The 23,993-nt window shown below is 64.1% G+C and carries 19 protein-coding genes; 14 read left to right on the forward strand and 5 right to left on the reverse strand.

Going from position 1 to position 23,993, the window contains the following annotated elements; translation table 11 throughout:
• The first annotated feature begins 75 nt into the window (after window positions 1-75).
• The 10 genes from mrdA (at window position 76) to JHD67_RS14470 (ending at window position 11,269) form a co-directional block, all read left to right on the forward strand.
• Window positions 76-2,100, forward strand: a complete 2,025-nt coding sequence (mrdA, locus tag JHD67_RS14425) for a penicillin-binding protein 2 (protein WP_199099925.1) — start codon at window positions 76-78, stop codon at window positions 2,098-2,100.
• Complete coding sequence (gene rodA / locus JHD67_RS14430) at window positions 2,097-3,215, forward strand: rod shape-determining protein RodA (protein WP_199099926.1); 1,119 nt, start codon at window positions 2,097-2,099, stop codon at window positions 3,213-3,215. Before mrdA ends, rodA begins: the two co-directional genes overlap by 4 nt.
• A gap of 89 nt (window positions 3,216-3,304) precedes the next feature.
• Window positions 3,305-4,318: a lytic murein transglycosylase B gene (mltB, locus tag JHD67_RS14435; protein WP_199099927.1), complete on the forward strand. Its 1,014-nt coding sequence runs from the start codon at window positions 3,305-3,307 to the stop codon at window positions 4,316-4,318.
• Window positions 4,315-5,250 (forward strand): septal ring lytic transglycosylase RlpA family protein, encoded by a 936-nt coding sequence (locus JHD67_RS14440; RefSeq protein WP_199099928.1) that lies wholly within the window; start codon window positions 4,315-4,317, stop codon window positions 5,248-5,250. The genes mltB and JHD67_RS14440 overlap by 4 nt, the downstream gene beginning before the upstream one ends.
• Before the next feature lie 59 nt (window positions 5,251-5,309).
• Window positions 5,310-6,542, forward strand: coding sequence for a D-alanyl-D-alanine carboxypeptidase family protein (locus JHD67_RS14445; protein WP_199099929.1), 1,233 nt, complete (start codon window positions 5,310-5,312; stop codon window positions 6,540-6,542).
• 13 nt (window positions 6,543-6,555) lie between these two features.
• Entirely contained in the window at window positions 6,556-6,846 is a 291-nt protein-coding gene (locus tag JHD67_RS14450; RefSeq protein ID WP_199099930.1) for a DUF493 family protein, read from the forward strand.
• A 106-nt stretch (window positions 6,847-6,952) separates the two neighbouring features.
• The gene (gene lipB, locus JHD67_RS14455) at window positions 6,953-7,621 is read left to right on the forward strand and encodes a lipoyl(octanoyl) transferase LipB (protein WP_199099931.1); all 669 of its coding nucleotides are present in this window, start codon (window positions 6,953-6,955) and stop codon (window positions 7,619-7,621) included.
• Between the two features lie 10 nt (window positions 7,622-7,631).
• A complete protein-coding gene (gene lipA, locus JHD67_RS14460; protein ID WP_199099932.1) occupies window positions 7,632-8,630 on the forward strand; it encodes a lipoyl synthase in 999 nt (332 codons plus the stop codon).
• A 26-nt stretch (window positions 8,631-8,656) separates the two neighbouring features.
• Complete coding sequence (locus tag JHD67_RS14465) at window positions 8,657-10,909, forward strand: carboxy terminal-processing peptidase (protein ID WP_199099933.1); 2,253 nt, start codon at window positions 8,657-8,659, stop codon at window positions 10,907-10,909.
• A gap of 159 nt (window positions 10,910-11,068) precedes the next feature.
• Window positions 11,069-11,269 carry a hypothetical protein gene (locus tag JHD67_RS14470; protein WP_199099934.1) on the forward strand — a complete coding sequence of 67 codons (201 nt, stop codon included), beginning with the start codon at window positions 11,069-11,071 and terminating at the stop codon, window positions 11,267-11,269.
• 157 nt (window positions 11,270-11,426) lie between these two features.
• Here JHD67_RS14470 and JHD67_RS14475 read toward each other — a convergent pair whose 3' ends face one another.
• Window positions 11,427-13,169 carry a M1 family metallopeptidase gene (locus JHD67_RS14475; protein WP_199099935.1) on the reverse strand — a complete coding sequence of 581 codons (1,743 nt, stop codon included), beginning with the start codon at window positions 13,167-13,169 and terminating at the stop codon, window positions 11,427-11,429.
• A 168-nt stretch (window positions 13,170-13,337) separates the two neighbouring features.
• Here JHD67_RS14475 and JHD67_RS14480 point away from each other — a divergent pair, with 168 nt between their 5' ends.
• Window positions 13,338-13,943: a DUF4126 domain-containing protein gene (locus JHD67_RS14480; RefSeq protein WP_199099936.1), complete on the forward strand. Its 606-nt coding sequence runs from the start codon at window positions 13,338-13,340 to the stop codon at window positions 13,941-13,943.
• Window positions 13,944-14,127: 184 nt separating this feature from the next.
• Here JHD67_RS14480 and JHD67_RS14485 read toward each other — a convergent pair whose 3' ends face one another.
• The 4 genes from JHD67_RS14485 to JHD67_RS14500 form a co-directional block, all read right to left on the reverse strand.
• Window positions 14,128-15,507 (reverse strand): leucyl aminopeptidase family protein, encoded by a 1,380-nt coding sequence (locus JHD67_RS14485; protein ID WP_199099937.1) that lies wholly within the window; start codon window positions 15,505-15,507, stop codon window positions 14,128-14,130.
• 149 nt (window positions 15,508-15,656) lie between these two features.
• Window positions 15,657-16,349, reverse strand: coding sequence for an HAD family hydrolase (locus JHD67_RS14490; protein WP_199099938.1), 693 nt, complete (start codon window positions 16,347-16,349; stop codon window positions 15,657-15,659).
• Window positions 16,350-16,361: 12 nt separating this feature from the next.
• Window positions 16,362-17,591 (reverse strand): substrate-binding domain-containing protein, encoded by a 1,230-nt coding sequence (locus JHD67_RS14495; RefSeq protein WP_199099939.1) that lies wholly within the window; start codon window positions 17,589-17,591, stop codon window positions 16,362-16,364.
• A 305-nt stretch (window positions 17,592-17,896) separates the two neighbouring features.
• Window positions 17,897-19,159: a Do family serine endopeptidase gene (locus tag JHD67_RS14500; protein ID WP_233171905.1), complete on the reverse strand. Its 1,263-nt coding sequence runs from the start codon at window positions 19,157-19,159 to the stop codon at window positions 17,897-17,899.
• 458 nt (window positions 19,160-19,617) lie between these two features.
• On the opposite strand from JHD67_RS14500, the gene JHD67_RS14505 reads away from it, so the two are divergent.
• The 3 genes from JHD67_RS14505 (at window position 19,618) to JHD67_RS14515 (ending at window position 23,473) form a co-directional block, all read left to right on the forward strand.
• Window positions 19,618-21,765 (forward strand): adenosylcobalamin-dependent ribonucleoside-diphosphate reductase, encoded by a 2,148-nt coding sequence (locus JHD67_RS14505; RefSeq protein WP_199099941.1) that lies wholly within the window; start codon window positions 19,618-19,620, stop codon window positions 21,763-21,765.
• A gap of 116 nt (window positions 21,766-21,881) precedes the next feature.
• Window positions 21,882-22,490, forward strand: coding sequence for a histidine biosynthesis protein HisIE (locus tag JHD67_RS14510; RefSeq protein ID WP_199099942.1), 609 nt, complete (start codon window positions 21,882-21,884; stop codon window positions 22,488-22,490).
• 245 nt (window positions 22,491-22,735) lie between these two features.
• Window positions 22,736-23,473: an NrdJb gene (locus JHD67_RS14515; RefSeq protein ID WP_199099943.1), complete on the forward strand. Its 738-nt coding sequence runs from the start codon at window positions 22,736-22,738 to the stop codon at window positions 23,471-23,473.
• The last annotated feature ends 520 nt before the right edge of the window (window positions 23,474-23,993 follow it).

A 23,993-nucleotide genomic window follows, 5' to 3' on the forward strand; every position in this document is an offset into this window, starting at 1 on the left:
GGTGCTGCATTGTGGCCGTTCCTGTTTCTGCTCATGGACGACCTGCGCATGCGTTTGCGCATCCAGTAAGCCGTCATGTCCTTCCATCGACGCTCGATCAAGGATTCCCGGGGCGAGAGCACGCTGTTTCGCATGCGCGCGCTGGTGGGGTTCGGCCTGATTCTGCTCGGGCTTTCCGCCTTGGTGGTGCGTTACAGCTATCTGCAGGTACAACGCCACGACGAGTTCGCGCTGCGTTCGGAAAACAATCGTGTGAAGCCGCGGGCGATTCCTCCCGCGCGTGGCTTGATCTTTGATCGCAACGGCGTACTGCTGGCCGATAACGTGCCCGCGTTCCGTCTGGAAGTGGTGCCTGAGCAGGTGCCGGATATGCCAGCGTTGCTTGCGCAGATCCGCGACGTGGTGCCGTTGGGCGACGACGATATCGATGCCTTCAAGAAGCAGCTCAAGCAGAACCGCCGTTTCGACAGCGTGCCGCTCAAGCTGCGCCTCACCGAAGACGAAATCGCCCGTTTCGCCATCAATCGCTGGCGCTTCCCGGGCGTGGATGTGGTGCCGTATCTCACGCGCCGCTATCCGTACGGGCCCTTGTTCGCGCATGTAGTGGGTTATGTGGGGCGTATTGATGCCGACGATCTCGGTCGCCTCGATGCTGACCGCTACAAGGGCACCAGTCACGTGGGCCGCAGTGGGCTGGAGCGCTCCTATGAGGACATGCTGCACGGCGAGCCGGGCTACGAGCTGGTGGAGGTGAACGCGGACGGACGCACCCAGCGCGTGCTGGAGACGCACGCGCCCACGCCAGGCAAAAATCTTTACCTCAGCATCGATGTGCGTGTGCAGAAGGCCACGACGGATGCATTCCAGGGGCGGCCGGGTTCGGCGGTGGCGATCGATCCGCGCAATGGCCAGGTGATGGCCATGGTCAGCGTGCCCAGCTTTGACCCGAATCTGTTCGTCAACGGCATCAGCAAGGCCGATTACACCGCCTACATCACGGCGGAGGACAAGCCGCTGCTCAACCGCGCGCTCAAGAGCGCCTATCAACCGGGTTCGACGGTCAAGCCGTTCCTGGCCCTGGGTGGCCTGGAATATGGGATACGCCGGCCGGAAGACACAGTGCTCTCTACCGGTGAATTCTGTATTCCGGGTCAGCAGCGCTGCTATCGCGACGATGAGCGTGGCGGCAATGGTGTGGTGAACATGGTGCGGGCGATCCAGCTCTCCACCAACACCTACTTCTACAAGCTGGCCTTGGACATGGGCATCGACCGCCTCTCCGCCTGGATGGGCAGCCTGGGCTTCGGCCGAAAGACCGGTATCGATCTTGAAGGCGAAGCCGTGGGTATCCTGCCCTCGCGTGAGTGGAAGGCGACGCGCAGCAAGTTCGGCTGGTTCCCCGGTGAAACGGTCATCGCAGGCATCGGTCAGGGCTACTGGAACGTAACCACCTTGCAGCTGGCCCATGTCACCGCCACGTTCGCGGGCCACGGCACGCCGTACGCGCCGCGACTGGTCATGGCCACCGCAGCGGTAAAGGAAAAGCCCGTGCCGTTGCCCAATCCAGCGACCGGCCCATCGCTCATTCGCAAGCCCAGTGAGTGGAACGTGGTGAATCAGGGTATGGAAGCCGTCGTCACCGGTGGTACGGCCAAGGCCATCTTCATTGGCTTTCCCTATCGCGTGGCCGGCAAGAGCGGTACGGCGGAGCGTTTCTCGCGTCGCACGAACGACTACGACACCAATAGGAACACCGCCTACCTGGCGGCGCGCCACCGCGCCTGGTTCATTGGCTATACGCCCACCGAAGCGCCGCGCATCGCGGTAGCGGCGATGCTGGAGGCCGGCGCCTGGGGCGCGGCCGACGCGGGCCCCATCGTGCGTAAGACCATGGAGGCGTGGATCGCCACGCAGGGTGGGGCAGTGCCGGCTCCCAGCGAGAAGGACGCCGGGGCGGCCACGCTCCCGGTGGGTCCGGGGGTTCCTGCGCCCGCGGAAGATCTAGAGGACGTGCCGGTTGCCACGCCGGCGGATATGCCGGCAGGTGTGCCGTCCGAGAGCAGCAGCGCTGCACCGCCCGACGATGGAGGTCACCCATGATCGACGCCCTCCAGGTACGCCTGCAGCGCTTCCTGCGCCGGGTGATGACCCGGCCGCGCATCGACCTGCCGCTGGCCTTTGGCCTGTTTCTGCTGGTGATGGTCGGCCTGATAACGCTGTACAGCGCCAGCGGCGGCAATATGGTGATGATCGGTGGCCAGGCCGCCCGTTTCGTCATGGGCGCGGTCCTGATGATTGCGATCTCGCGCATTCCACCCTCCGTGCTGCGCAGCTGGACGCCGTGGCTTTATGCCGGCTGCGTGTTGCTGTTGCTGGTGGTGGCGGCGATGGGTGAAATCCGCAGTGGCTCCAAACGCTGGCTCAATCTCGGGGTGATGTCGTTTCAGCCATCGGAGCTGCTCAAGCTGGCCATGCCGATGATGGTGGCCTGGTATCTACACCCACGGCAGCTGCCGCCGAGTTGGAAGGACATCGCCGTGGTGGGCATTCTCATCGCGATTCCGGCGGGCTTGATCGCCGAACAGCCCGACCTGGGCACGGCCTTGTTGGTGGCGGCCGGCGGCGCGTTTGCCTTGTTCCTGTCGGGCATGCGCTGGTGGAAGATCGGCAGCCTGCTGGCCGTCGTCGGCGCGATGATTCCGGTGGCCTGGCACTTTCTGCACGACTACCAGCGCAATCGCGTGCTCACCTTGCTCGATCCGGAGTCCGATCCGCTCGGCAATGGTTGGCACATCATCCAGTCGCAGATCGCCGTGGGCTCCGGTGGCCTGTTTGGCAAAGGCTGGCAGCACGGCACGCAGTCGCGCCTGGACTTCCTCCCCGAGCACACCACCGATTTCATCTTCGCGGTGTTCTCCGAGGAGTTCGGTCTGGTCGGCGTGGCCGGCCTGATGCTGCTTTACGCCTTCATCATCGGCCGCTGCCTGTGGATCGCCATGGAAGCACGCGATACGTACTCGCGTTTGCTGGCCGGCGCCATCGGCATGAGCTTTTTCGTCTATGTGTTCGTCAACGGCGGCATGGTCTCCGGCATGCTGCCGGTGGTGGGCGTTCCGATGCCGTTGGTGAGCTACGGCGGCACCTCGGCGGTATCGCTGCTGACCGGCTTCGGCGTGCTGATGTCGATCTACGCCAACCGCAAGACGCACGACTGATATCGGCAAAAAGTCCGCGGTACCGGGCGGTTTACACCCTCGCGCGTGCTAGGCTTTGCCTGAAGCCGTTTACGACAGCGAAGTCATTCATGCCCTCGATTCCCGCGTCGCTCCCGACTCGTCGCCGCGTTGCCGCGTTGAGCCTGTTGCTCGCCGCCGCGTGTTCCCCGGTTCTCGCGGAAACCCACCCCGGACAAGATCAGCTGGTACGGGAAGTTGCCAAGGACACCGGCAGAGATCCACAAGCCATTAGTGCCTTGCTGGATGGTGCGAAGAAGCAGCAGAGCATCCTCGATGCGATCAGCCGCCCGGCGGAGGCCAAGCCGTGGAAGGACTACCGGCCTATTTTCCTCACGCCCCAGCGCATCAACGAGGGCATCGCCTTCTATCGCGAGCACCGTGCCTTGCTGGAAAGCATTGGCAAGCAGTATGGCGTGGCGCCCGAATACATCGTGGCGATCATCGGCGTGGAGACCTACTACGGCCGCAACACTGGCAAATACAAGGTGCTCGATGCGCTGGTCACGCTGGGCCTGTACTACCCGCCGCGTGCGCCGTTCTTCCGCTCCGAGCTGAAGACCTTGCTGGAACTGCCCGACAATCACCTGGCCGGTCCGGTGAACACACTCACCGGCTCGTATGCCGGTGCGCAGGGCTGGGGCCAGTTCATGCCCTCCAGCATCCGCAATTATGGTGTGGACGCCGATGGTGACGGCCACATCGACATGAAGAACTCGCTGCCCGATATCTTCGCCAGCGTCGCCAACTACTTCGCCAAGCACGGTTGGCAAACCGGTGGCCTGGTGGCCGCGCCAGCGCGCGCCGATAGCGCCGCCCGTCCGATCAGCGTGAAGGATTCCAAGCCGCAGTGGCCGCTGGAGCAACTGGTGGCCTGGGGTTATGCGCCGGTGCAGTCGATCAATCCCGGTCAGCCCACCAGCCTGCAATCGTTGGATGGCGCCAACGGCAAGGAATACTGGTTCACCTTCCAGAATTTCTACGTCATCACCACTTACAACCGCAGCCCGCTTTACGCGCTGGCCGTGCACCAGTTGGCGCAGGCCATTGCCGAGGGCGCGGGCGCGCCGGAAGCCACCCAATGACGTGGCGGCTGGCGCTGCCGCTTTTGCTGATCGCATTGTTGTCCGCCTGTAGCGGCAGCAAGCCCCGACCTTCCGCCAGCCATGGTGGCGGCACGGTGACGCGAAGCGGCTCGTCCGGCACCGGTAGCGGAAGTGCGCGCGGCGGTATCAATGACGATACCAGTCGGCCGCAGAGCAGCCGTTACCGCGATAACGCGGACAGCGTGCCTGACGGCCCGCCACCGGATGTGAGCAAGCTGCCCGAGCCGGTGCCCAAGGTGGAGCCGCGCGCCCTCTACGGCAACAAGTCGCCGTACTCCGTGCTGGGCCAGAGCTACACGGTGTTGTCCAGCCCGGCCGGCTATGTGGAGCGCGGCATCGCCTCGTTCTATGGCAACAAGTTCCACGGGTACAAAACCTCGAGCCTCGAGGATTACGACATGTACCAGTTCACCGCCGCGCACAAGACGTTGCCGCTGCCCAGCTACGCCCGTGTGACCAATCTGGAAAACGGCAAGAGCGTCATCGTGCGCATCAACGATCGCGGTCCGTTTCATGAAAACCGCCTGATCGACCTGTCGTTCGCTGCCGCCGTGAAGATCGGCGTGTGGCCCAAGGGCACCGGCCTGGTGGAAGTACGCGCCATCGATCCGAGCCAGCCGCTGACCGCGCAAACCCTGCCGCCGCCTCCGCCTGCGCCCAAACCGGCCAGCCCGGGGCCAGGCATTTTCCTGCAGGTGGGCGCATTCTCCGATGTCGGCAACGCCGAGCGCGTGGCCCAGCAGTTGCGTGCGGCCAATTTTGCGCCCGTACAGGTGGTGGATGCGCAAATCAACGGTCGCAATATCCGTCGCGTGCGCGTTGGCCCGCTGGCCAGCGTCGATCAAGCCGACGATGTGACCTCGCGTATCGAAGGAATGGGGCTGCCGCGGCCACAGGTCGCGGTAGACTGAGCAATTGAAATTCGGCGGCGTCTCAGGCGCCGTCATACTGCATTGGATTGAACCGAACGATGAATCTGATCCGCCGTACCCTGTCTTCGCTTGCCGTCGCCGCCCTGGTCGTCGGCGCCGCCTTCGCCCAGCAAACGCCGCCGCGACCCGCGCCGGTGCCGCGCCCGGTGATGCCGGAGGCGCCGGTTCCGCCGCCGCCGGATGTGGATGGCAAGACCTGGGTGCTGATGGATTACGCCACCGGCCAGATCCTCGCCTCGAAGGATCCGGACCTGCGCGTGGAGCCGGCCTCCATCACCAAGATCATGACCGACTACGTGGTCTCGGCCGAGGTCGCCAACGGCAAGATCAAGATGACCGACCCGGTCAACATCAGCGAGAACGCCTGGCGCGGCGGCGGTGCGGGCACCGACGGCTCCACCAGCTTCCTCAAGCTCAACAGTCAGGTGCCGCTGAAGGATCTGCTGTACGGCCTGATCATCCAGTCCGGCAACGACGCGGCCATCGCGCTGGCCGAGCACACCGCCGGCTCCGAGCCTGCGTTCGCCAACCTGATGAATGCCTACGCCAAGCAGCTGGGCATGACCAACTCGAATTTCCAGAACGCGTCGGGCTACCCGATCGCCAACCACTACACCACGGCGCGCGACATCGCGATCCTTTCGCGCGCGCTGATTCACGATTTCCCTGAGGACTACGCGATTTCCGCGATCAAGGATTTCGAGTGGAACGGCATCAAGCAGCACAACCGTAATCTGCTGCTGTGGCGCGATCCGACCGTGGATGGCATCAAGACCGGCCATACCGCTGCCGCTGGTTACTGCCTGGCCGCCTCGGCCAAGCAGGGCGACTCCCGCATGATCGCCATCGTGATGGGCGCCTCCAACGAGAAGGCGCGCGCCGATGCCGCGCTGGCGCTGATGAACTACGGCTTCCGTTTCTACGAAACGCACAAGCTGTACGACGCCAGCAAGCCGCTTGCCACGCCCAAGCTGTGGAAGGGCCAGAGCAACGAACTGCCGCTGGGCGTAGCCGACAACGTGCTTGTCACGGTCAAGCGCGGCGACTACGACAAGCTCAAGGCCACCATGGATACCCCCGCCACCCTGGTTGCACCGTTTACCAAGGGCCAGCAGGTGGGTACGTTGCGTATCACGCTGGACGGCCAGTCGGTGCAAAATGTGCCGCTGATCGCGCTGGCCGATGCGCCTCAAGGGGGGTTCTTCGCTCGCCTGTGGGACAGCATCATGCTGTGGTTCCACAGCGACAAGAAGCCCGACGCCGCCAAGTGATGGAGGAAGCGTAATGCGCGATATCGACACCATCCAGGCCCAGCAAGAAGGGCAGGGCTTCCAGTTTCCCGGCGAGTTCGAGATCACTGCCATGGGTAACGCCAGCGCGGACCTGAAGGCCCGCGTGCCGCAGATCCTGGAAGGCATCGGCGTGCACGTGTTGCACGAGACGGTGAAGCATCGTCACTCGCGAGAGGGCAACTTCATCTCGGTGACCGTGAGCTTCCGCTGCGATACCCGTGAGCAGTACGACATGGCCCACAGCGTGCTGCGGGCCGATCCGGATATCCGCTACACCCTGTAACGGGCCTCGCGACCCGGCGGCTCGCCGGGTCTGCGGTGACTTCCAGCCCTTGCAAGGTCGGTCTCACGACCGCAAATAATCAGCTCCGTCGCCAGGTCCCGCCCCCATGTCCCTGCCGCTCAACGTTCGTCGCCTCGGTCGCCAGCCCTATGCTGCGACCTGGGAGGCGATGAGCCAATTCACCAACAACCGGGGTCCCGATACCCCCGACGAGCTGTGGCTGCTGGAACACGACCCGGTGTTCACCCTCGGCCAGGCCGGCAAGCAGGAACACGTGCTGGCGCCCGGTGACATCCCCGTGGTCCAGGTAGATCGTGGCGGCCAGGTGACCTATCACGGTCCCGGCCAGATCGTGGGTTACCCGCTGATCGACCTGCGCCGGGCCGGCGTTGGCGTACGTGAGCTCGTCAACAAGATCGAGCAGGCCATCATCGATACGCTGGGGCATTGGAACATCGGCGCGGACCGGCTGGAGGGCGCCCCGGGCGTCTACGTGGCTGGCGCCAAGGTCGCCGCCCTGGGGCTGCGTGTGCGCCGGGGGTGCAGCTTCCACGGTCTGGCCTTCAACGTGGACATGGACCTGGAGCCGTATCACCGCATCAATCCTTGCGGCTACAAGGGCTTGGCGGTCACGCAGGTGGTAGACTTGGGCGGCCCGTCGCGCCTGACGGACGTCGAAGACACCCTGGTGGAAGAGTTCTGCCGCCAATTCGGGTTCGTCGCCGAGCAGGCTGCCCCCATACTCCCTGAACTACCCGCTCGCGTAGCGGTCTGAGTCTGCCTACATGAGCGACATTTCCACTTCCAAGGCCATCCCGATCAGCGTGGTTGCCGGCGCGCCCGACAAGCAGCTGGGCAACGACAAGATCGGGCTGAATCGTGCCGGTTTCGACACCAGCGTCCCCACGCTGCGCAAGCCCAGCTGGATCCGCGTGCGTCTGCCCCAGGGCAATGCCGTGCAGCAGCTCAAGGCGCGCCTGCGTGAGAACGCGCTGGTGACGGTGTGCGAGGAAGCCTCGTGCCCGAACATCCACGAGTGCTTCAGCAAGGGCACGGCCACCTTCATGATCCTGGGCGAGGTCTGCACCCGTCGCTGCTCGTTCTGCGATGTGGCTCATGGCCGCCCGGCCGCGCCCGATCCGCTGGAGCCGGCGCGTCTGGCCGAGACCATCCGTGACATGCGCCTGAAGTACGTGGTGATCACCTCGGTGGATCGCGACGACCTGCGAGACGGTGGCGCGGAGCACTTCGCCGCCTGCATTCGCGCGGTGCGTCACGCCAGCCCCAGCATCAAGATCGAGATCCTCACGCCCGACTTCCGCGGCAAGGGCCGCATGGAGCGCGCGCTGGAAGTGCTCAAGGACTTCCCGCCGGACGTGTTCAACCACAACCTGGAAACCGTGCCGCACCTCTACCGCGAAGTGCGTCCGGGTGCCGACTACCAGTGGTCGCTGGACCTGCTCAAGCGCTTCAAGGCGCAGCATCCGGACGTGCCCACCAAGTCCGGCATCATGCTGGGCCTGGGCGAGACGATGGAGCAAGTGCTCGAAACCATGCGCGACCTGCGCGCGCATGACGTCGAAATGATCACCATCGGTCAGTACCTGCAGCCCACGCCGCACCATCACCCGGTGATCCGTTACTGGACGCCGGAAGAGTTCGAATCCCTGCGTGAAGCGGGCGAAGCGATGGGTTTCCATCACGTCGCGTCCGGTCCGCTGGTACGTTCGTCCTACCACGCTGACCTGCAGGCTCACGCCGCGGGTGTCACCGAGCACGCCTAACCGACTTGGCACGCCATCGAGACTCTATGAAACTGCGCCCTTCGCTTGCCCTGCTGCTAGCTCTTGCCGTCACCGGTGTCGGTGTCCATGCGCAGTCAGCTGCCGATCTCACCGATGACAGCGCGCCGCGCAAGTTCTCCACGCTGCCGTTGAAGCCGACTACCACGCAGGCGCAGGCGGCGCAGTTGTCCGCACGCTTCCTCACCCGCTTCCACTACGACGCGCAGCCGCTCGACGATGCGATGTCGCAGAAGATCTACAAGGCGTATCTGGACAGCCTCGACGGCGAAAAGGTGTTCTTCACCCAGGCCGACCTCGCCAAGTTCGCGCCGCTGAAGACGCAGTTCGACGATGCCATCTGGAACCAAGACCTGGGCGGTCCGTTCTCGATGTTCAATCTGTACGTCATGCGCGCGGTCGACCGCATGAACTATGCGCGCGGCCTGCTCAAGCAGGGCTTCGACTTCAACACCAACGAAAGCTACAACTACGACCGCAAGAAGGCCGACTGGCCCAAGGACCAGGCCGAGCTGGACACGTTGTGGCGCCAGCGGACCATGAACGATTGGCTGCGCCTGAAGCTCGCCGGCAAGAGCGACGATGACATCCGCAAGACGCTGGACAAGCGCTACGCCGGCTACATTGACCGCGTGAAGCAGTTGGATGGCGAAGACGCCTTCCAGACCTTCATGAACGCTTATGCCGAGTCCACCGATCCGCATACCGATTACCTCGGTCCCCGCGCGGCGGAGAACTTCGATATCGCCATGAAGCTTTCGCTGGAAGGCATCGGCGCCGTGCTGCAGGCACGCGACGAGTACACCGCCATCCGCGAGATCGTGCCGGCCGGCCCGGCCGCCAAGTCCGGCAAGCTGCACGTGGGTGACCGCATCGTGGCCATCGGCGAAGGCGAAAACGGCCCGATGGTCGACGTGATCGGCTGGCGCCTGGACGACGTGGTCAAGCACATCCGTGGCAAGAAGAACACCACGGTGCGCCTGGAGGTTCTGCCGTCCGACGCGGGCGTGGATGGCAAGCACGAGATGATTTCCCTGGTGCGCCAGAAGGTGAGCATCGAGGAGCAGGCGGCCAAGAAGAAGATCATCGAGGTCAAGGACGCCGGCGTCACCCGCAAGATCGGCGTGATCGACCTGCCCAGCTTCTACTCCGACTTCGGTGCGCGTCGCGACGGCGACAAGAACTTCAAGAGCGCCACCCGCGACGTTGCCAAGCTGCTCGGCGAGCTCAAGGCCGCTGGCGTGGAAGGCGTGGTGATGGATCTGCGCAACAACGGCGGCGGCTCGCTGGCGGAAGCCAATGAACTCACCGGCCTGTTCATCGACCGCGGTCCCGTGGTGCAGGTGCGCGATGCCCGCGGCGAAATCCAGGTGCAGGGCGATGACGATCCGGGCATGTCCTGGAGCGGTCCGATGGCGGTGCTGGTCAATCGTGGTTCGGCTTCGGCTTCGGAGATCTTCGCGGCAGCCATCCAGGATTACGGCCGCGGTCTGATCATCGGCCAGCCGACCTTCGGCAAGGGCACGGTGCAGAACCTGGTCGATCTGGATCGCTTTACCCGCAGCAACAGTGAGAAGCCGCAGTTCGGCGAACTGAAGATGACCATCCAGGAATTCTTCCGTATCAACGGCGGCTCCACCCAGCTCAAGGGCGTCACCCCGGATATCCAGTATCCGAAGAACGGCGACGAGAAGGACTTCGGCGAGTCCACCTACGACAACGCACTGCCGTGGACGCAGATTCCGCCCGCCGACTACAAGCCGGTGGCCGATCTGAAGGCTTACCTGGGGCAGCTGCAAGCCAAGCACGATGCACGTGTGACCACCGCACCGGGCTGGAAGCTGATGCTGGACGAGCTGGCGCAGTATCGGAAGATGCGTGACAAGACCACCATCTCGCTCAATTTCGCCCAGCGTCAGGCTGAGCGTAAGGAGCAGGACGCGATACAGGCCGACTTCCGCGCGCGTCACAAGGCGATCGATGGCGATGTCGCCGTGGACGAGGATGCCGCGGTGGACGATGGCCTCAACGCCAACGAGCGCAGCCTCAAGAGCGAGCTGAAGCAGGAAAAGGACGCCAAGAAGGCGGCCGATCCGCAGCTGGATGAAACCGCGCACATCCTGTTCGATGCGGTGGGTCTGATCAAGGGCGACAGCAAGCTCGCGGCAGAAGTGCTGCCCTATGGCGGTCGCTACTCCAACAGCACCACGGCGTCGGCTTCGGCCACGCCGGAAAAGCCCACGCAGCCAGCGACGCACTAAGCGCTCGCCCAGGCTGAAAGGCCTTGAACCCGCATGCGCCACCGGCGTGTGCGGGTTTTTTTATGGGCAATCCCTCTGCGGTCGGACGATTCCGATGGTTTCGCTGCAGGTGTCGGCACAAGCTGGCGCCAACGTGCTTACCTCAACGTGGAGATGGTCATGGGCATTCTCGATACCCTGGGTGAAGTCGCTGGCGCCGTGGCGGCCGTCGAAGGCGCGGAGAAGTTGGATCCGAACGCTTCGCTGCTGACCAAGGGCGTGGCCGCCGTCGCCGGCTTCAAGGGCACCGGCGCGCTGGAAGAACTGCTGGGCAAGAAGGACGACGAGGCCGATTCGGCCGACACATCCTCCCAGAGCTGAGTTGAACGGGGACACCCACGGACAGCCCTTGGCAGAGGGCTGCCCGTGGTGTGGCATCCCGGTTTGGCTGACCTGTAGGAGCGCACCTTGTGCGCACTGCCCCCCGGCGATCGCCCTCGCCGTTTGTCGCGCCCAGGGTGCGCCCCTACAGGAAGTCTTACTTGGCCGTCTTGGCCTTTTTCTCCGCCTGCTCCTTACGCCACTGCTGATACTCGGCGAAGTGCGGCAAGTCGCGCAGCAGCTTGCTGCGCGGATCAACGATCACCAGCGTGCCTGCGGGAGCTTCCACGCTGCCGCTGCCATCTGTCATCGGCAACTCGATCAGCTTGTCGCCCACTTGCACCTCTACCGGCATCGGGAACGGTTTGTCGTGCGGCACCAGCCAATGCAGGCGCAGCGTCGCGCCGTCCTGTGTCGTGTCGAGCGACGGTAGCGCGGACTCGTATAGATACACGTCGAAGAACCAGCCCAGGTCCCGTCCGGTCACTTGCTTGACGATGTCGATGTAGTTGCGCGTGGTGGCATAGTGCGGCGCGAAATTGCCGGGCTTGGGGTCGGCGCGGCCGTACACCAGACGGCGCACGCTCTCGAAGAACGCCGGGTCGCCGATCAGTTGGCGCAGGCTGTGCAGCATCAGCGAGCCTTTGTAATAGATGTCGTTGCCCGGGCCATGCTGGGCGTCGTACACCTCGTGCTCGAACTGGCTGCGTCCCGCCACGATAGGATAGGCATTCTTCACCATCGCGCGCTCGTTCTGCAGCATCGAAAAATAGGGCATGTCGCCATACAGGTACTGTCCGTACAGCGGCTGCATGTAGGTGCCGAAGCTCTCGTGGATCCACATGTCGTCCCAGTCGGCGTTGGTCACCTGATTGCCAAACCATTCATGCGCAAACTCGTGCTGCAATAACCAGTCGAAGCCGTACTCACTGCGCGGATAGCCGTTGCCGTAGGCGTTGATCGTTTGGTGTTCCATGCCCAGGTGCGGCGTTTCCACCACGCCCATCTTTTCATCGCCGAACGGGTAGGGGCCAATTTCCTGCTCGAAGAAATCCAGCATGCGCGGGAACTCGCCGAACAACTGCCTGGCTTGCGCTTCGTGGCCGCGCAGGTACCACATCTGCATCGGGATCGTGTTGCCGTAGCGGCTGTGGTAATCGCCCTTGAGCACGTCGAACGGCCCAATGTTGAGCGAGATGGCATACGTGGTGGGGTGCTTGGCGCGCCAGTGATAAGTATGCGTGGCGCCGTGGTCCTTGATGTCCACCAAGGTGCCGTTGCCAGGCGCCGCCAGCGCCTTGGGTACGGTGATATAGGTATCGACCAGATCGGGCTTGCCCTGCGGATGGTCGATGCACGGCCAGAACAGGTCGCAGCCTTCGCCTTCCACCGCCGTGGCGATCCACGGCTGACCGTCGTCGGTATGGCTCCAAACAAAGCCGCCATCCCACGGTGCTTTCTGCGCCACATGCGGTTTGCCACCATAGCGGATCTCCACCACGGCCTTGCCGCCCTTGGTCAGCGGCGTGGGCAAGGGGATGCGCAGACGGCCATCCGGGTTGCTCCATTGCGTGGGCGCCAGCGTCTTGCCATTCACGCTCAGGTGGCTGATGGCGAGGTTGTGGTCCAGATCCAGCAGCAATACGTCGGTGGCCTCGCGCGCGCTGAAGGTGAGCTTGGCGCTGGCATCCAGGCGCTGCTGCGTCGGGTCCACGCTGAAATGCAGTTCCGCGTGATCGAAATGCAGGCGCTGCTGCTCCATAGGCATCTGCCCGCCGGAGCGCATGGTTTGCTCGCTGAGCGGCGGCTGCATCGGCGGCTTGGCGTCATCCGCGTGGGCAAGGCTGCCGAGTGCGGCGCAGAGGACGAAGGAAAGCATACGCAGGCGTGGCAGGGGCATGAAGCAAGTCCGTAGCAAGGCAAACCCGCAGGATGACAGCCCGCGCCGGTCGTGGGCATCGCCGAAAGTCATGGTCGAGACGCGGGCCGATGTCTTTGCTTGTGGTGAGGCGTGCCGTGCGCGCATGCTGGGTCGGACGCGGTTCGCCTCGTACTCGAGGAGAGGCTGATGGATACGCTGCAGAACCTGGCGCTGGCGGGTGGCCTTTCATGGGCCAGCGGCTTTCGTCTTTATGCCACGGTGTTCATCGCCGGCCTATTGGGCCGCCTGGGCTACGTGCACCTGCCGGACGGCCTGCAGTTGCTCACCGATACCTGGGTGCTGGTGATCGCGGGTGTGCTGGGCCTGGGCGAATTTCTCGCTGATAAGGTGCCGGCCTTTGATAGCGTGTGGGATGCCGTGCACACCTTCATTCGCGTGCCGGCCGGCGCATTGCTGGCCTGGGGGGTATTTCGTGACTCCGGAGCCAGCGCCCAGTTCGCGGCCGCGCTGCTCGGTGGCGCACTGGCCTCAGGTACGCATCTGGCAAAGACTGGCGGCCGAGCGCTCATCAATACCTCGCCCGAGCCTTTCAGTAATTGGGGCGCCAGTGTCGGCGAGGACGTTTCCTGGCTGGGCGGCATGTATCTGATGTGGCAGCACCCGGCGGTGTTCCTGGTACTGCTGGGCATCTTCGTGTTGTTCCTGCTGTGGCTGGTGCCGAAGATCGTCCGCGGTCTGCGCACCTTGGCGCGGCGGCTGCGCGGCACCAGCGCGCCCCCGCGGGGTGCCTGAGCGCGCTATGGCAGGTAACGGCCGTAACGTCTGTGAGTGACTCGTGACGCTCGCCCCGTCGGACGCGCTACGAGCGTGGCGCTTAGGAGTGACGAACCCAAACGTCGTTGCCCCCCTCAGTTCGTCATTCCTGCGCGACGTGCCTTTCAACGGAGAAAAGCACGTCGCCGCCACGGCGCCACGTTCAGCGCGTATAGCGCTGCTGCAGAAACGCAAAGAACGCGCGCAAGCCCAGCGCCTCGCCGCCGCGTGGCCGGCCCGGGCGATCGGCGTCATTCCATGCATAGGTGTCCAGATGCAGCCACGGCGTGGTTTCCGGCACGAAGCGCTCCAAGTACAGCGCAGCGGTAATCGCACCAGCGTGACGCGAGGCGCCGGAGTTCGCCATATCGGCCAGATAGCTTTCCAGCATCTTGCGGTAGGGCCGCCACAGCGGCAGGCGCCACAGCGGATCATTCACCGCGCGGCCGGCATCCAGCACGCGGTCGGCCACGTCGTCGCGATTGGCGAACAGTGCCGGCAGGTCCGGGCCCAGCGCAATGCGTGCGGCGCCGGTGAGCGTGGCGAAGTCGACGATCAGTTCCGGCTGCTGCTCGCTGGCGTAGGTCAACGCATCGCACAGCACCAAGCGGCCCTCGGCGTCGGTGTTGTCCACTTCCACCGAGATGCCCGCGCGCGTGGTGATTACTTCGCCCGGACGCATCGCCGCGCCGGACACGGCGTTCTCCACCGCGGGAATCAGCAACTGCAGGCGCACCGGCAGCTTGGCCTGCATGACGAGGCCGGCGAGCGCGATGGCATGGGCGGCGCCGCCCATATCCTTCTTCATCCAGCGCATGCCGTCGGCAGGCTTGAGATCCAGGCCGCCGGTGTCAAAGCACACGCCCTTGCCGACCACCGCCAACTTGGGATCGCTGGATTTGCCCCAGGTCAGCTCGATCAGGCGCGGCGCGCGATGGCTGGCGCGGCCCACCGCGTGGATGGTGGGGAAGTTGGCTTTCAGTAGTTCGTCGCCCACCCATTCGCGCACCTTGCCCTTGTGCGCCTTGCCTAGCTGCTTCACGGCTTCGGCAAGCTGCTTGGGACCCATGTCTTCGGTGGGCGTATTTACTAGGTCGCGTACCAGGGTGGTGGCCTCCACCAGTGGCGCGAGCACGGCGAGATCGGCGGCGGAGATCGCCAGCTTGGCCGGCGCGCGTCGCGCCTTGCGGTACCGGGTGAACTCATACGCGCCCAGCGCCCAGCCTAGCGCCGCCTGCGCGGTGTCCTTGAGCACGCCTTCGTCGGCGAGGTGATACGTATTCTCCGGCAACGTGCGCGCCAGTGCGCCGAGCGCGCCCAGTGCGTCGCCAGCATCCACGCCGAGCAGCACGCGGACCAGCTTGCCGTTTTCGTCGGCGACCAGGGCGAAGGTGCCGGGTGCGGCCTCGAAGCCGCTATCGACCAGCCAGCGTCGCTGCGCGGCGCTAAGGCGGCGCTTGGCGGCGGCAAACCGGGTGGAGTCAGTAGTTTCGATGGCGATGCTCTGGCGCTCGCCGGCCTTGCGTTCGATCAGGACAGACATGGATTTCCTTAGCGCGGCGCGTCGAATAGCCGCGATGCCACAGGGGAGGCTAATGATGCGCGCTTTCGCCCTGCGGGGCGAGATTGGCGACGCCGCATGGCTCGTATCGGCAGTGGTGGCGCGTCCGCGCATGCGGCGCGAGGCCGGGGTCAGTCCAGCGCTTCCAGCCAGTCCGCCAGTGCGCTCATGTCGCGCACATTCAGATCGGGGGCGGTGCCCAGTGCGCCCGGCCAGGGATGGCCGTGGCGATTGATCCATGCGGTGCGCAGGCCCGCGTCGCGCGCGCCCACCACGTCCAGCTCCGGATCGTCGCCCACATGCAGGATCTCTTCGGGCGCGATGCCCAGCCGCTCGGCCGCGGCCACGAAGATGCGCGGGTCGGGCTTGGCTACGCCCGCGTCGCGGGCGCATACGTGGTGCGCAAAGTGCGCCCGTATGCCGATGCGATCCAGGTCGGCATTGCCGTTGGTGAGGCTGGCCACCGGCCAGCGGGCGGCAATGCGCTGCAGCGCGGGCAGGCTATCGGGGTAGAGATCGACGGTGTTGCGCGCTGAGAAATAGATATCCCACAGCGTTTCCAGCGGCGCTTCGTCGATGCCGCAGTGCGCGAACGCCCGCTGCATGGTGATATGACGTTGCGTCGTGAAATCGTGGGCGAGGTCGGTGCGCTCGGCCGCAACCTCGGCACGCAGCGCGCGCATGGCCGGAATAGGCCACGCGCGCGCTACATGGGGATAGTGCTGACGCAGATACGCGTCCAGATCGTGGTCCGCACGTTCCAGGGCCGGCAGTACCGGCCACAGGGTGTCGTCCAGATCCAGGGTGAGGGCGCGAATCCGCACGCGGCAATCGCCTTAGTTGCCGCTGACCTGCAGCACCTGATCCAGCTTCAGGGTGTCGTTGGAGAGGTGGTTCCAGCTCTTGAGCTGGGCCACGGTCACCGAGTACTTCTGCGCGATGGTGGACAGCGTATCGCCCTTGGTGACGGTGTAGGTCTTGTTGGCATCGGCCGCGGCGGTATTGCGCGCTTCCATGGCCTGCTTGGCCTCCTGCGTGTGCTCGGAGGTCGGCGCCATCGCGGCACCGGCGGCATAGGTCGCGCCCGGGGCGGATACCGGCGTCGGGGCCGGGGCGGGGTCTTCCGCCGGCATCGGGATGTTGTTGGCGGCGAGCAGCTTGGCGCGACGGGCCTGGTCGTTATCGGCCAGCTGCGGTGCATCGGTGTACGGCACCAGCTGATGCTGGCGGGCCAGCGCCTTCACCTGATCGGTGTGCAGGAACTCCATAAAGGCTTCGATCTGCGCGGCCTTCGGGCTGTTGCGGTTGGTCACCAGATACAGCGGGGTGTACAGCGGATAGCTGCCATCGGAGATGGTGGCCAGGCTCGGGTGCACGCCTTCCACGCTGACCATGCGCACCTTGCTGTTGGTGGCCACGCCCGACAGGGTGGTGACGCCCAGCGCATTGGGGTCGAGCGTTACGGCTTCTTCCAGCTTGGCCGTATTCACGTAGAGGCGCGGCGCGGCCACCGGCTGGTTGCCGCGACCGAAGATCAGGCGACGCAGGCTGTATTCCACGCCGTCACCGGGGCTCGCCACGGCGTACAGGTTGATCGGGGCATCTTTACCGCCCACGTCGCGCCAGTTGGTGATCTTGCCGAAGTAGATGTCGTGCAGCTGCTTGGCGGTGAGGTTGGGCACGGTGTTGGACGGGTGCGTGATCATCACCAGCGCGTCGAACGCCACCGGCGTGAACACCAGGTCGCTCTCGCTGCCGCCCGCGCTGCCGCGCGCACTGCCGGCCACGTCGGCGAGGCCGCGCGATACGGCATCCAGGCCCGAGGCGGTGTTGAACGGTTGCATGTCGATGCGGCCCTTGCCGCTCTTCTCCCACGCCTTGGCCACGTCGTCGACCACGCCGCGCGCGGTGGCGTAATCGCCGCGCCAGATCAGGGCGGGAGCCGTGGAGGCGGCGGACTTGGCCGGCGCCTTGGACTTGGTGGTTTTGCCGGCGGCGATGGCGCCGCTGGCGGCGCATGCGCAGAACAGCGCAGCGATGAGAACGCGGGAAATACGAAGTGACATGGCGGTTTGGAACCCCGAGTAATGATGGTGGTGTTCACGAGCCGCCTGGAAAGGGCGCGCGTGCAGAACAGAAAGCCAGTGTAACCCGGCTATTTCAGCCAGCTAAGCTATAAACATCAAGCGAATTCACGTGCTTGTGGGCCGCAAAACTGCGATGGCCTACACGCTGTCGCTACCCTGTTCATCACCGGTTAGCGAGTCTCAGCCTCCGCTGACCGTCGCAGCTCAACTGCGACGGTCAGCGCGGTGCTGGAAGCCGTTTGCGATCGCCCCGAAAGGCGGGCGCATACCGTGAACGGGTGCTCCTAGCGCACGTCCACGTAGCGCACGCCGCCATCGCCCGACACCACCAGCACCAGCTGGCGCGGATTCACTCCCTTGAGCTGCTGCAGCGTGCGCAGATCCGGTACGCGCAGGTTGCCGATGCCGATGAGGATGTCGCCGTTCTGCAGGCCCGCCAATGCCGCGCGGCTGCCCGTGCGTACGCCGGTAATGCCTACGCCGGCGATGCCCTGGCCGCGCTGGCTCTGCGAAAGCTCGCTGAAGGTGACACCGGAGAGGCGTGCATCCAGGCGGCTGCCATCGAGCGTGGCGAGCTTCTCCGGGGTGAGCTTGGCACTCACTTCGCGGCTGGCGCCATTGCGCTGCACGGTGAGCTTGACCGTGCTGCCCAGCGGCAACAGGCCCTCGGCGTTGCGCAGCTCCTGTGCCGTACGCAGCGGCTTGCCATCGATGGCGGTGATCACATCGCCCACCTGGATATCCGAATCATCGGCGGCGGACCCGGCGTTCACGCGGGTCACCACCACGCCGTTGCTGCTCTTCAGGCCCAGCACCTGCGCGATGCGCGGCGTAATGTCCTGCGTTTCCACGCCCAGGTTGCCGCGATTGACCTTGCCATTGGCGATCAGCTGCTGCATCACCTCCGTGCAAAGGTTGGTGGGGATGGCAAAGCCAATGCCCACGTTGCCGCCCGAGGGCGAGAAGATCATGGTGTTGATGCCCACCAGTTCGCCGCGCAGGTTCACCAGCGCGCCGCCGGAGTTGCCGGGGTTGATCGAGGCATCGGTCTGGATGAAGTTCTGGTAGCCCGAGCCGCCCAGGCCATTGCGCCCCAGCGCCGAGACAATGCCCGAGGTCACCGTCTGACTCAGGCCAAACGGGTCGCCCACGGCCACCACAAAATCGCCCACGCGCAGTTTGGCGGAGTCGGCGATCGGCAGCGCCTGTAGGCCGGTGGCCTGAATCTGCACCACGGCCACGTCGGTATCCGGGTCGGTGCCCACCAGCTTGCCCTTGAAGTCGCGTCCGTCCTGCAAGGACACGGTGATGTCGTCGGCGCCGCCCACCACATGGTTGTTGGTGAGCACGTAGCCCTTGGCCGCATCCACGATCACGCCCGAGCCCAGGCTCTGCTCCACGCGCTGGCGCGGCGAGCCGGACATGCCAAAGAACTGGCGGAAGATCGGGTCATCGAAGAACGGGTCGCGCACCTGCACCCGCGTCTTGGTGGAAATATTCACCACGGCAGGCGTCACCTTTTCCAGCATCGGTGCCAGCGACGGCATCGGCTGGCCATCCACCGACGGTGGCAGCGCAGCGTGGCTGCTGAAAGGCGACGCGGCGGCTAGCGCAAAGCACAGCAGGGCGGTTCGGCGGACTAGTCGGGCAAACATGGAAGCTCCTTTTTCACAATGACTTGGATCGTTGTTCGACTCAGTACAAGGCGACCGGTTCCGTGGGTGAATCCTGACGAAATCACTTTACAACCCGGCGCCTCGGGGGTAACGTTCACATCCGTTCGCGACCACAACATCTTGTGTGACTGCGCGGGGCGCAAACCCAAGAGCTGGTGTCACGCGACATCTCAAAGGGGGGAGTTGTCGGAGGTCGGGCAGGGAACGTCCCGTGGTGCGATGGCGCTGGCTTCCAACTCCGGTGCCCTAGCCTGACGCGGGCGGCTAAGCCGTAAAGAACAAGAAACCAACACGGGGCCGCAAGGCCGTACCGGGAGGTCAGGAAGCCGATGAGCACCATGCGTGCACCAGCCGTAAATCGTGATATCGCAGCCATTCCGCTGCAACCGGCGTCTTACGACATCTGGGATAAGAAATACCGCCTGAAAGCCAAGTCGGGCGAAGCGGTCGACGGCAACGTCGACGAAACCTATCAACGCGTTGCCCGCGCACTGGCCGAGGTGGAAGCCACCCCGGAGCTGCGCGAGCATTGGTTCGAGCGCTTTCTGTGGGCGTTGCGCCGCGGTGCCATTCCGGCCGGGCGCATCACCTCCAACGCTGGCGCGCTGGAACACAAGCCGGCCACCTCCACCATCAACTGCACCGTGTCCGGCACCATCCGCGACTCCATGGACGACATCCTGGAGAAGGTGCACGAGGCGGGCCTCACGCTGAAGGCCGGCTGCGGCATCGGCTATGAGTTCTCCACGCTGCGTCCGCGCGGTGCGTACGTATCGGGCGCCGGTGCATATACCTCCGGCCCGCTGTCATTCATGGATATCTACGACAAGATGTGCTTCACCGTCTCGTCCGCCGGCGGCCGCCGCGGCGCGCAGATGGGCACGTTCGACGTCAGCCATCCGGACGTGAAGGAATTCATTCGCGCCAAGCGCGAAGACGGTCGCCTGCGCCAGTTCAACCTGTCCCTGCTCATCACCGACGGCTTCATGCAGGCGGTGGAGCACGATCTGGACTGGCCGCTGGTGTTCCCGGTGCACGTCAAGGAACAAACCGAGATCGACCTGCACGATCCCAGCCTGGTCGTGTGGCGCGAATGGCCCACCCACGAAAACTACGTGGAGCGCGACGACGGCCTGGTGGCCTGCAAGATCTACGGCCACATCCGTGCCCGCCACCTGTGGGACATGATCATGGTCTCGACGTACGACTACGCCGAGCCCGGTTTCATCCTCATCGACAAGGTCAATGAGATGAACAACAACTGGTGGTGCGAGCACATCCGCGCCACCAACCCCTGCGGCGAGCAGCCCCTGCCGCCGTACGGCTCGTGCCTGCTCGGCTCGGTGAACCTCACCACCTTCGTGCGCGACCCGTTCGGCCCCAAGGCCCGCTTCGACTGGGACGAATACCGCGAAGTGGTGAAGATCTTCACCCGCATGCTCGACAACGTGGTGGAGATCAACGGCCTGCCGCTGCCCCAGCAGCGCGACGAGATTCTCTCCAAGCGTCGCCACGGCATGGGCTTCCTGGGCCTGGGCAGCACGCTCACCATGCTCAAGATGCGCTACGGCAATGCCGACGCGGTGTCCTTCACCGAAGACGTCTCGCGTGAAATGGCCGTGGCCGGCTGGGAGGTCGCCCTCGACCTCGCCAAGGAAAAGGGCCCCGCCCCGGTACTCGCGCGTGACTACACCGTCACCGGCGACATGCTGCGCAAGCGCCCGGAAATGGTCACCGACGGCTACAAGATCGGCGACACCATCCCCGGCCGTGTGCTGCACGCCAAGTACAGCCGCTACATGCAGCGCATTGCCAGCGTGGCGCCCAACCTGGTGGCCCAGCTCGCCGAGACCGGCGCCCGCTTCACCCACCACAGCTCCATTGCGCCCACCGGCACCATCTCGCTGTCCCTGGCTAACAACGCCAGCAACGGCATCGAGCCGAGCTTTGCGCACCACTATTCGCGCAACGTGATCCGCGAAGGCCGCAAGACCAAGGAAAAGGTCGAGGTCTACAGCTACGAGCTGCTGGCCTATCGCGCGCTGATCAACGCCGACGCGCTGCCCTTCAGCGACGATGCCAGGACCCGCCTGCCCGAATACTTCGTGGCCGCCGACGACATCTCGCCCAAGGAGCACGTGGACATTCAGGCCGCTGCGCAGCTGTGGGTGGACTCCTCCATCTCCAAGACCGCCAACGTCCCCACCGACTACCCCTACGAAGACTTCAAGGACATCTACTTCTACGCCTATAAGCAGGGCCTGAAGGGGTGCACCACCTTCCGTTTCAACCCCGCCGCCTTCCAAGGCGTGCTGGTCAAAGAAGCGGACCTTGAGAGCACCCTCTACCGCTTCGAATTGGAAGACGGTAGCGTTGTGGAACTGAAAGGCAACGAAGAAGTGGAATACGACGGCGAAATGCATACCGCCGCCAACCTGTTCGATGCCTTGAAGGAAGGGTATTACGGAAAGTTCTAATATAGCTGCCGGTACCTGATAGGCAGGTGCCGGCTCGCTTGCGGAAACGACACCGAGTACCTAGAAGGCAAGGCTCCATACAAGTTCCAGAATCCACGTCGGAGGGGATTACACGCATGTCCATCGATACCGAGTTTGATGTGAAAGAAGAAGCCGTGCAGGTCGTAGACGCGCCGGTCGAAGTTGCTGCCGTTGAAGTGCCGGCAGCAGCCGCGCCCAAGAAGGCCCGAGCCAAGAAGAAGTCGGCAGCGGCCAAAAAGGCAGCTCCGGCCAAGAAGGCGGCCAAGAAAGCTGTGAAGAAGGCCGCTACCAAGAAGACCGCCAAGAAAGCTGCCAAGAAGACCGTAAAGAAGGCCGCCGCCAAGAAGGCAGCCAAGAAGACGGTGAAGAAGGCCGCCGCCAAGAAGGTCGCCAAGAAGGCGGTGAAGAAGGCTGCCGCCAAGAAGGTCGCCAAGAAAGCCGTCAAGAAAGCGGTGAAGAAAGCCGCTGCCAAGAAGGTCGCCAAAAAGGTTGCCAAGAAGGCGGTAAAGAAGACCGCCAAGAAGGCTGCAAAGAAGGTCAGCAGCAAAAAGGTGGTCAAAAAGACCGCCGTAAAGAAGACGGCCAAGAAGGCCGCCGGTAAGAAGACCGCCGCCAAGGCGGTCAAGAGGTCCACTGCCAGCAAGAAGGCAGGCGTGAAGAAGGTCGCGCGCAAGCCGGCCAAGAAAGCCGCCCGCCGTAAGTAAGTTGTAGTCCGGTCCGGCTCGGCGCAACCCGCCGGGCCGGATCGTTTCAGCGAGGCGCGCCGCCAAGGCGCCGCTAACCAACCCAGAGCACTCGCCCCAGCCCCTCATTCCTGCCAACGCAGGGATCCAGCGACTGAAGGCCCCAGGCCCCACCGGCCCGTTGATACGGCAGCCGAAGAACACCAGAACGGGGTGGCAACAGGTTTCGCTAGCGGCCCTCCACTATTCAAAAAGAAGCACACATCATGGCGATCAAGATCGAAAAAAAGATCAAGGGCTATAACGTCGTCAAGCCCGAAGACAAGGCCGCGCTCGCCGCCGCTGCCGCCCCCGTGGCCGCTCCCAAGGAAGCGCCCAAGGCGGAAGTGATCCAGATGCACGAGAGCCTGGAGCGTCCCGATACGCTCGTCGGCTCCACCTACAAAATCAAATCCCCGCTGTTCGAGCACGCGTTGTACGTCACCGTCAACGACATCGTGCTCAACGCCGGCACCCTGCACGAACAGCGCCGTCCCTTCGAGATCTTCATCAACTCGAAGAATATGGACCACTTCCAGTGGATCGTGGCGCTTACCCGCATCATCTCCGCCGTGTTCCGCAAGGGCGGCGACATCACCTTCCTGGTGGAAGAGATGAAAGCCGTGTTCGACCCCCGTGGCGGCTACTTCAAGGCGGGCGGCATCTACATGCCCAGCATCGTCGCCGAGATCGGCGCGGTCATCGAGCAGCACATGAAGATGATCGGCCTGATCCACGACCCTGAGATGGACGACTCCACCCGCAAACTGATTGCCGAAAAGCGCGCCGCCTACGAGGCCGCCGCCAATGGCAAGAAGGCGGACGTCGCCACAGAGACCCATACCGAAACCGCCAGCGGCTTCCCGCCCGGCGCCACCCTCTGCGCCAAGTGCAACACCCAGGCACTGGTGCTGATGGACGGCTGCCAGACTTGCTTGAATTGTGGGTATAGCAAGTGCGGGTGAGTATTGGTCTCGATGCACTGATTTGATTGATCTAAACAAGGGCGGCAGAGATGCCGCCCTTTTGTTTTGTTGCTTCAGCACCCTCGTTGGTACGTGATCCATTTCAGGTTGCGCCCAAGCTGGGCATAAGTAGCAATCGGAGTGATTAAGTCGGATCGTGTGAATAGCTAAGTACGACCTGCTTAAGAAAAATGTGCGGTTGCGCTTTTTGCGACAAGTGAAGGCGCATGGTTCAGATGTAGTGGATTCGCGAGGATCATGGTGGATCCACGATGAGCCGAATTCAGTTCTCGTAGTTCTGGCGATCTAGTAAATTCAAGAGTACAGGGGCTCTTGCCGATTCCTCATCGTAGCGATGTAAAGGCTCAGATCATTGGCCGAACTGGCGATCATCGGGCTCCCCGCGGCACTCGCCATGGCGGCGATGGTGATGCTTTGGGTAACAGGCGGTTGAGCCATTGCGAGCTCGCCTTGACGCGTCCTCTACCGTCCTCTCGTCGGTAACTCCCATGGGAATCAC

Source organism: Dyella sp. ASV21 (assembly GCF_016428975.1).
In the GTDB taxonomy this organism is placed as follows: domain Bacteria; phylum Pseudomonadota; class Gammaproteobacteria; order Xanthomonadales; family Rhodanobacteraceae; genus Dyella.

Excerpts from the sequence above, each read along its gene's own strand:
- mrdA (WP_199099925.1), top strand. The coding sequence starts at position 76 with ATGTCCTTCCATCGACGCTCGATCAAGGATTCCCGGGGCGAGAGCACG.
- rodA (WP_199099926.1), top strand. The coding sequence starts at position 2,097 with ATGATCGACGCCCTCCAGGTACGCCTGCAGCGCTTCCTGCGCCGGGTG.
- mltB (WP_199099927.1), top strand. The coding sequence starts at position 3,305 with ATGCCCTCGATTCCCGCGTCGCTCCCGACTCGTCGCCGCGTTGCCGCG.
- JHD67_RS14440 (WP_199099928.1), top strand. The coding sequence starts at position 4,315 with ATGACGTGGCGGCTGGCGCTGCCGCTTTTGCTGATCGCATTGTTGTCC.
- JHD67_RS14445 (WP_199099929.1), top strand. The coding sequence starts at position 5,310 with ATGAATCTGATCCGCCGTACCCTGTCTTCGCTTGCCGTCGCCGCCCTG.
- JHD67_RS14450 (WP_199099930.1), top strand. The coding sequence starts at position 6,556 with ATGCGCGATATCGACACCATCCAGGCCCAGCAAGAAGGGCAGGGCTTC.
- lipB (WP_199099931.1), top strand. The coding sequence starts at position 6,953 with ATGTCCCTGCCGCTCAACGTTCGTCGCCTCGGTCGCCAGCCCTATGCT.
- lipA (WP_199099932.1), top strand. The coding sequence starts at position 7,632 with ATGAGCGACATTTCCACTTCCAAGGCCATCCCGATCAGCGTGGTTGCC.
- JHD67_RS14465 (WP_199099933.1), top strand. The coding sequence starts at position 8,657 with ATGAAACTGCGCCCTTCGCTTGCCCTGCTGCTAGCTCTTGCCGTCACC.
- JHD67_RS14470 (WP_199099934.1), top strand. The coding sequence starts at position 11,069 with ATGGGCATTCTCGATACCCTGGGTGAAGTCGCTGGCGCCGTGGCGGCC.
- JHD67_RS14475 (WP_199099935.1), bottom strand. The coding sequence starts at position 13,169 with ATGCCCCTGCCACGCCTGCGTATGCTTTCCTTCGTCCTCTGCGCCGCA.
- JHD67_RS14480 (WP_199099936.1), top strand. The coding sequence starts at position 13,338 with ATGGATACGCTGCAGAACCTGGCGCTGGCGGGTGGCCTTTCATGGGCC.
- JHD67_RS14485 (WP_199099937.1), bottom strand. The coding sequence starts at position 15,507 with ATGTCTGTCCTGATCGAACGCAAGGCCGGCGAGCGCCAGAGCATCGCC.
- JHD67_RS14495 (WP_199099939.1), bottom strand. The coding sequence starts at position 17,591 with ATGTCACTTCGTATTTCCCGCGTTCTCATCGCTGCGCTGTTCTGCGCA.
- JHD67_RS14500 (WP_233171905.1), bottom strand. The coding sequence starts at position 19,159 with ATGCCGTCGCTGGCACCGATGCTGGAAAAGGTGACGCCTGCCGTGGTG.
- JHD67_RS14505 (WP_199099941.1), top strand. The coding sequence starts at position 19,618 with ATGAGCACCATGCGTGCACCAGCCGTAAATCGTGATATCGCAGCCATT.
- JHD67_RS14510 (WP_199099942.1), top strand. The coding sequence starts at position 21,882 with ATGTCCATCGATACCGAGTTTGATGTGAAAGAAGAAGCCGTGCAGGTC.
- JHD67_RS14515 (WP_199099943.1), top strand. The coding sequence starts at position 22,736 with ATGGCGATCAAGATCGAAAAAAAGATCAAGGGCTATAACGTCGTCAAG.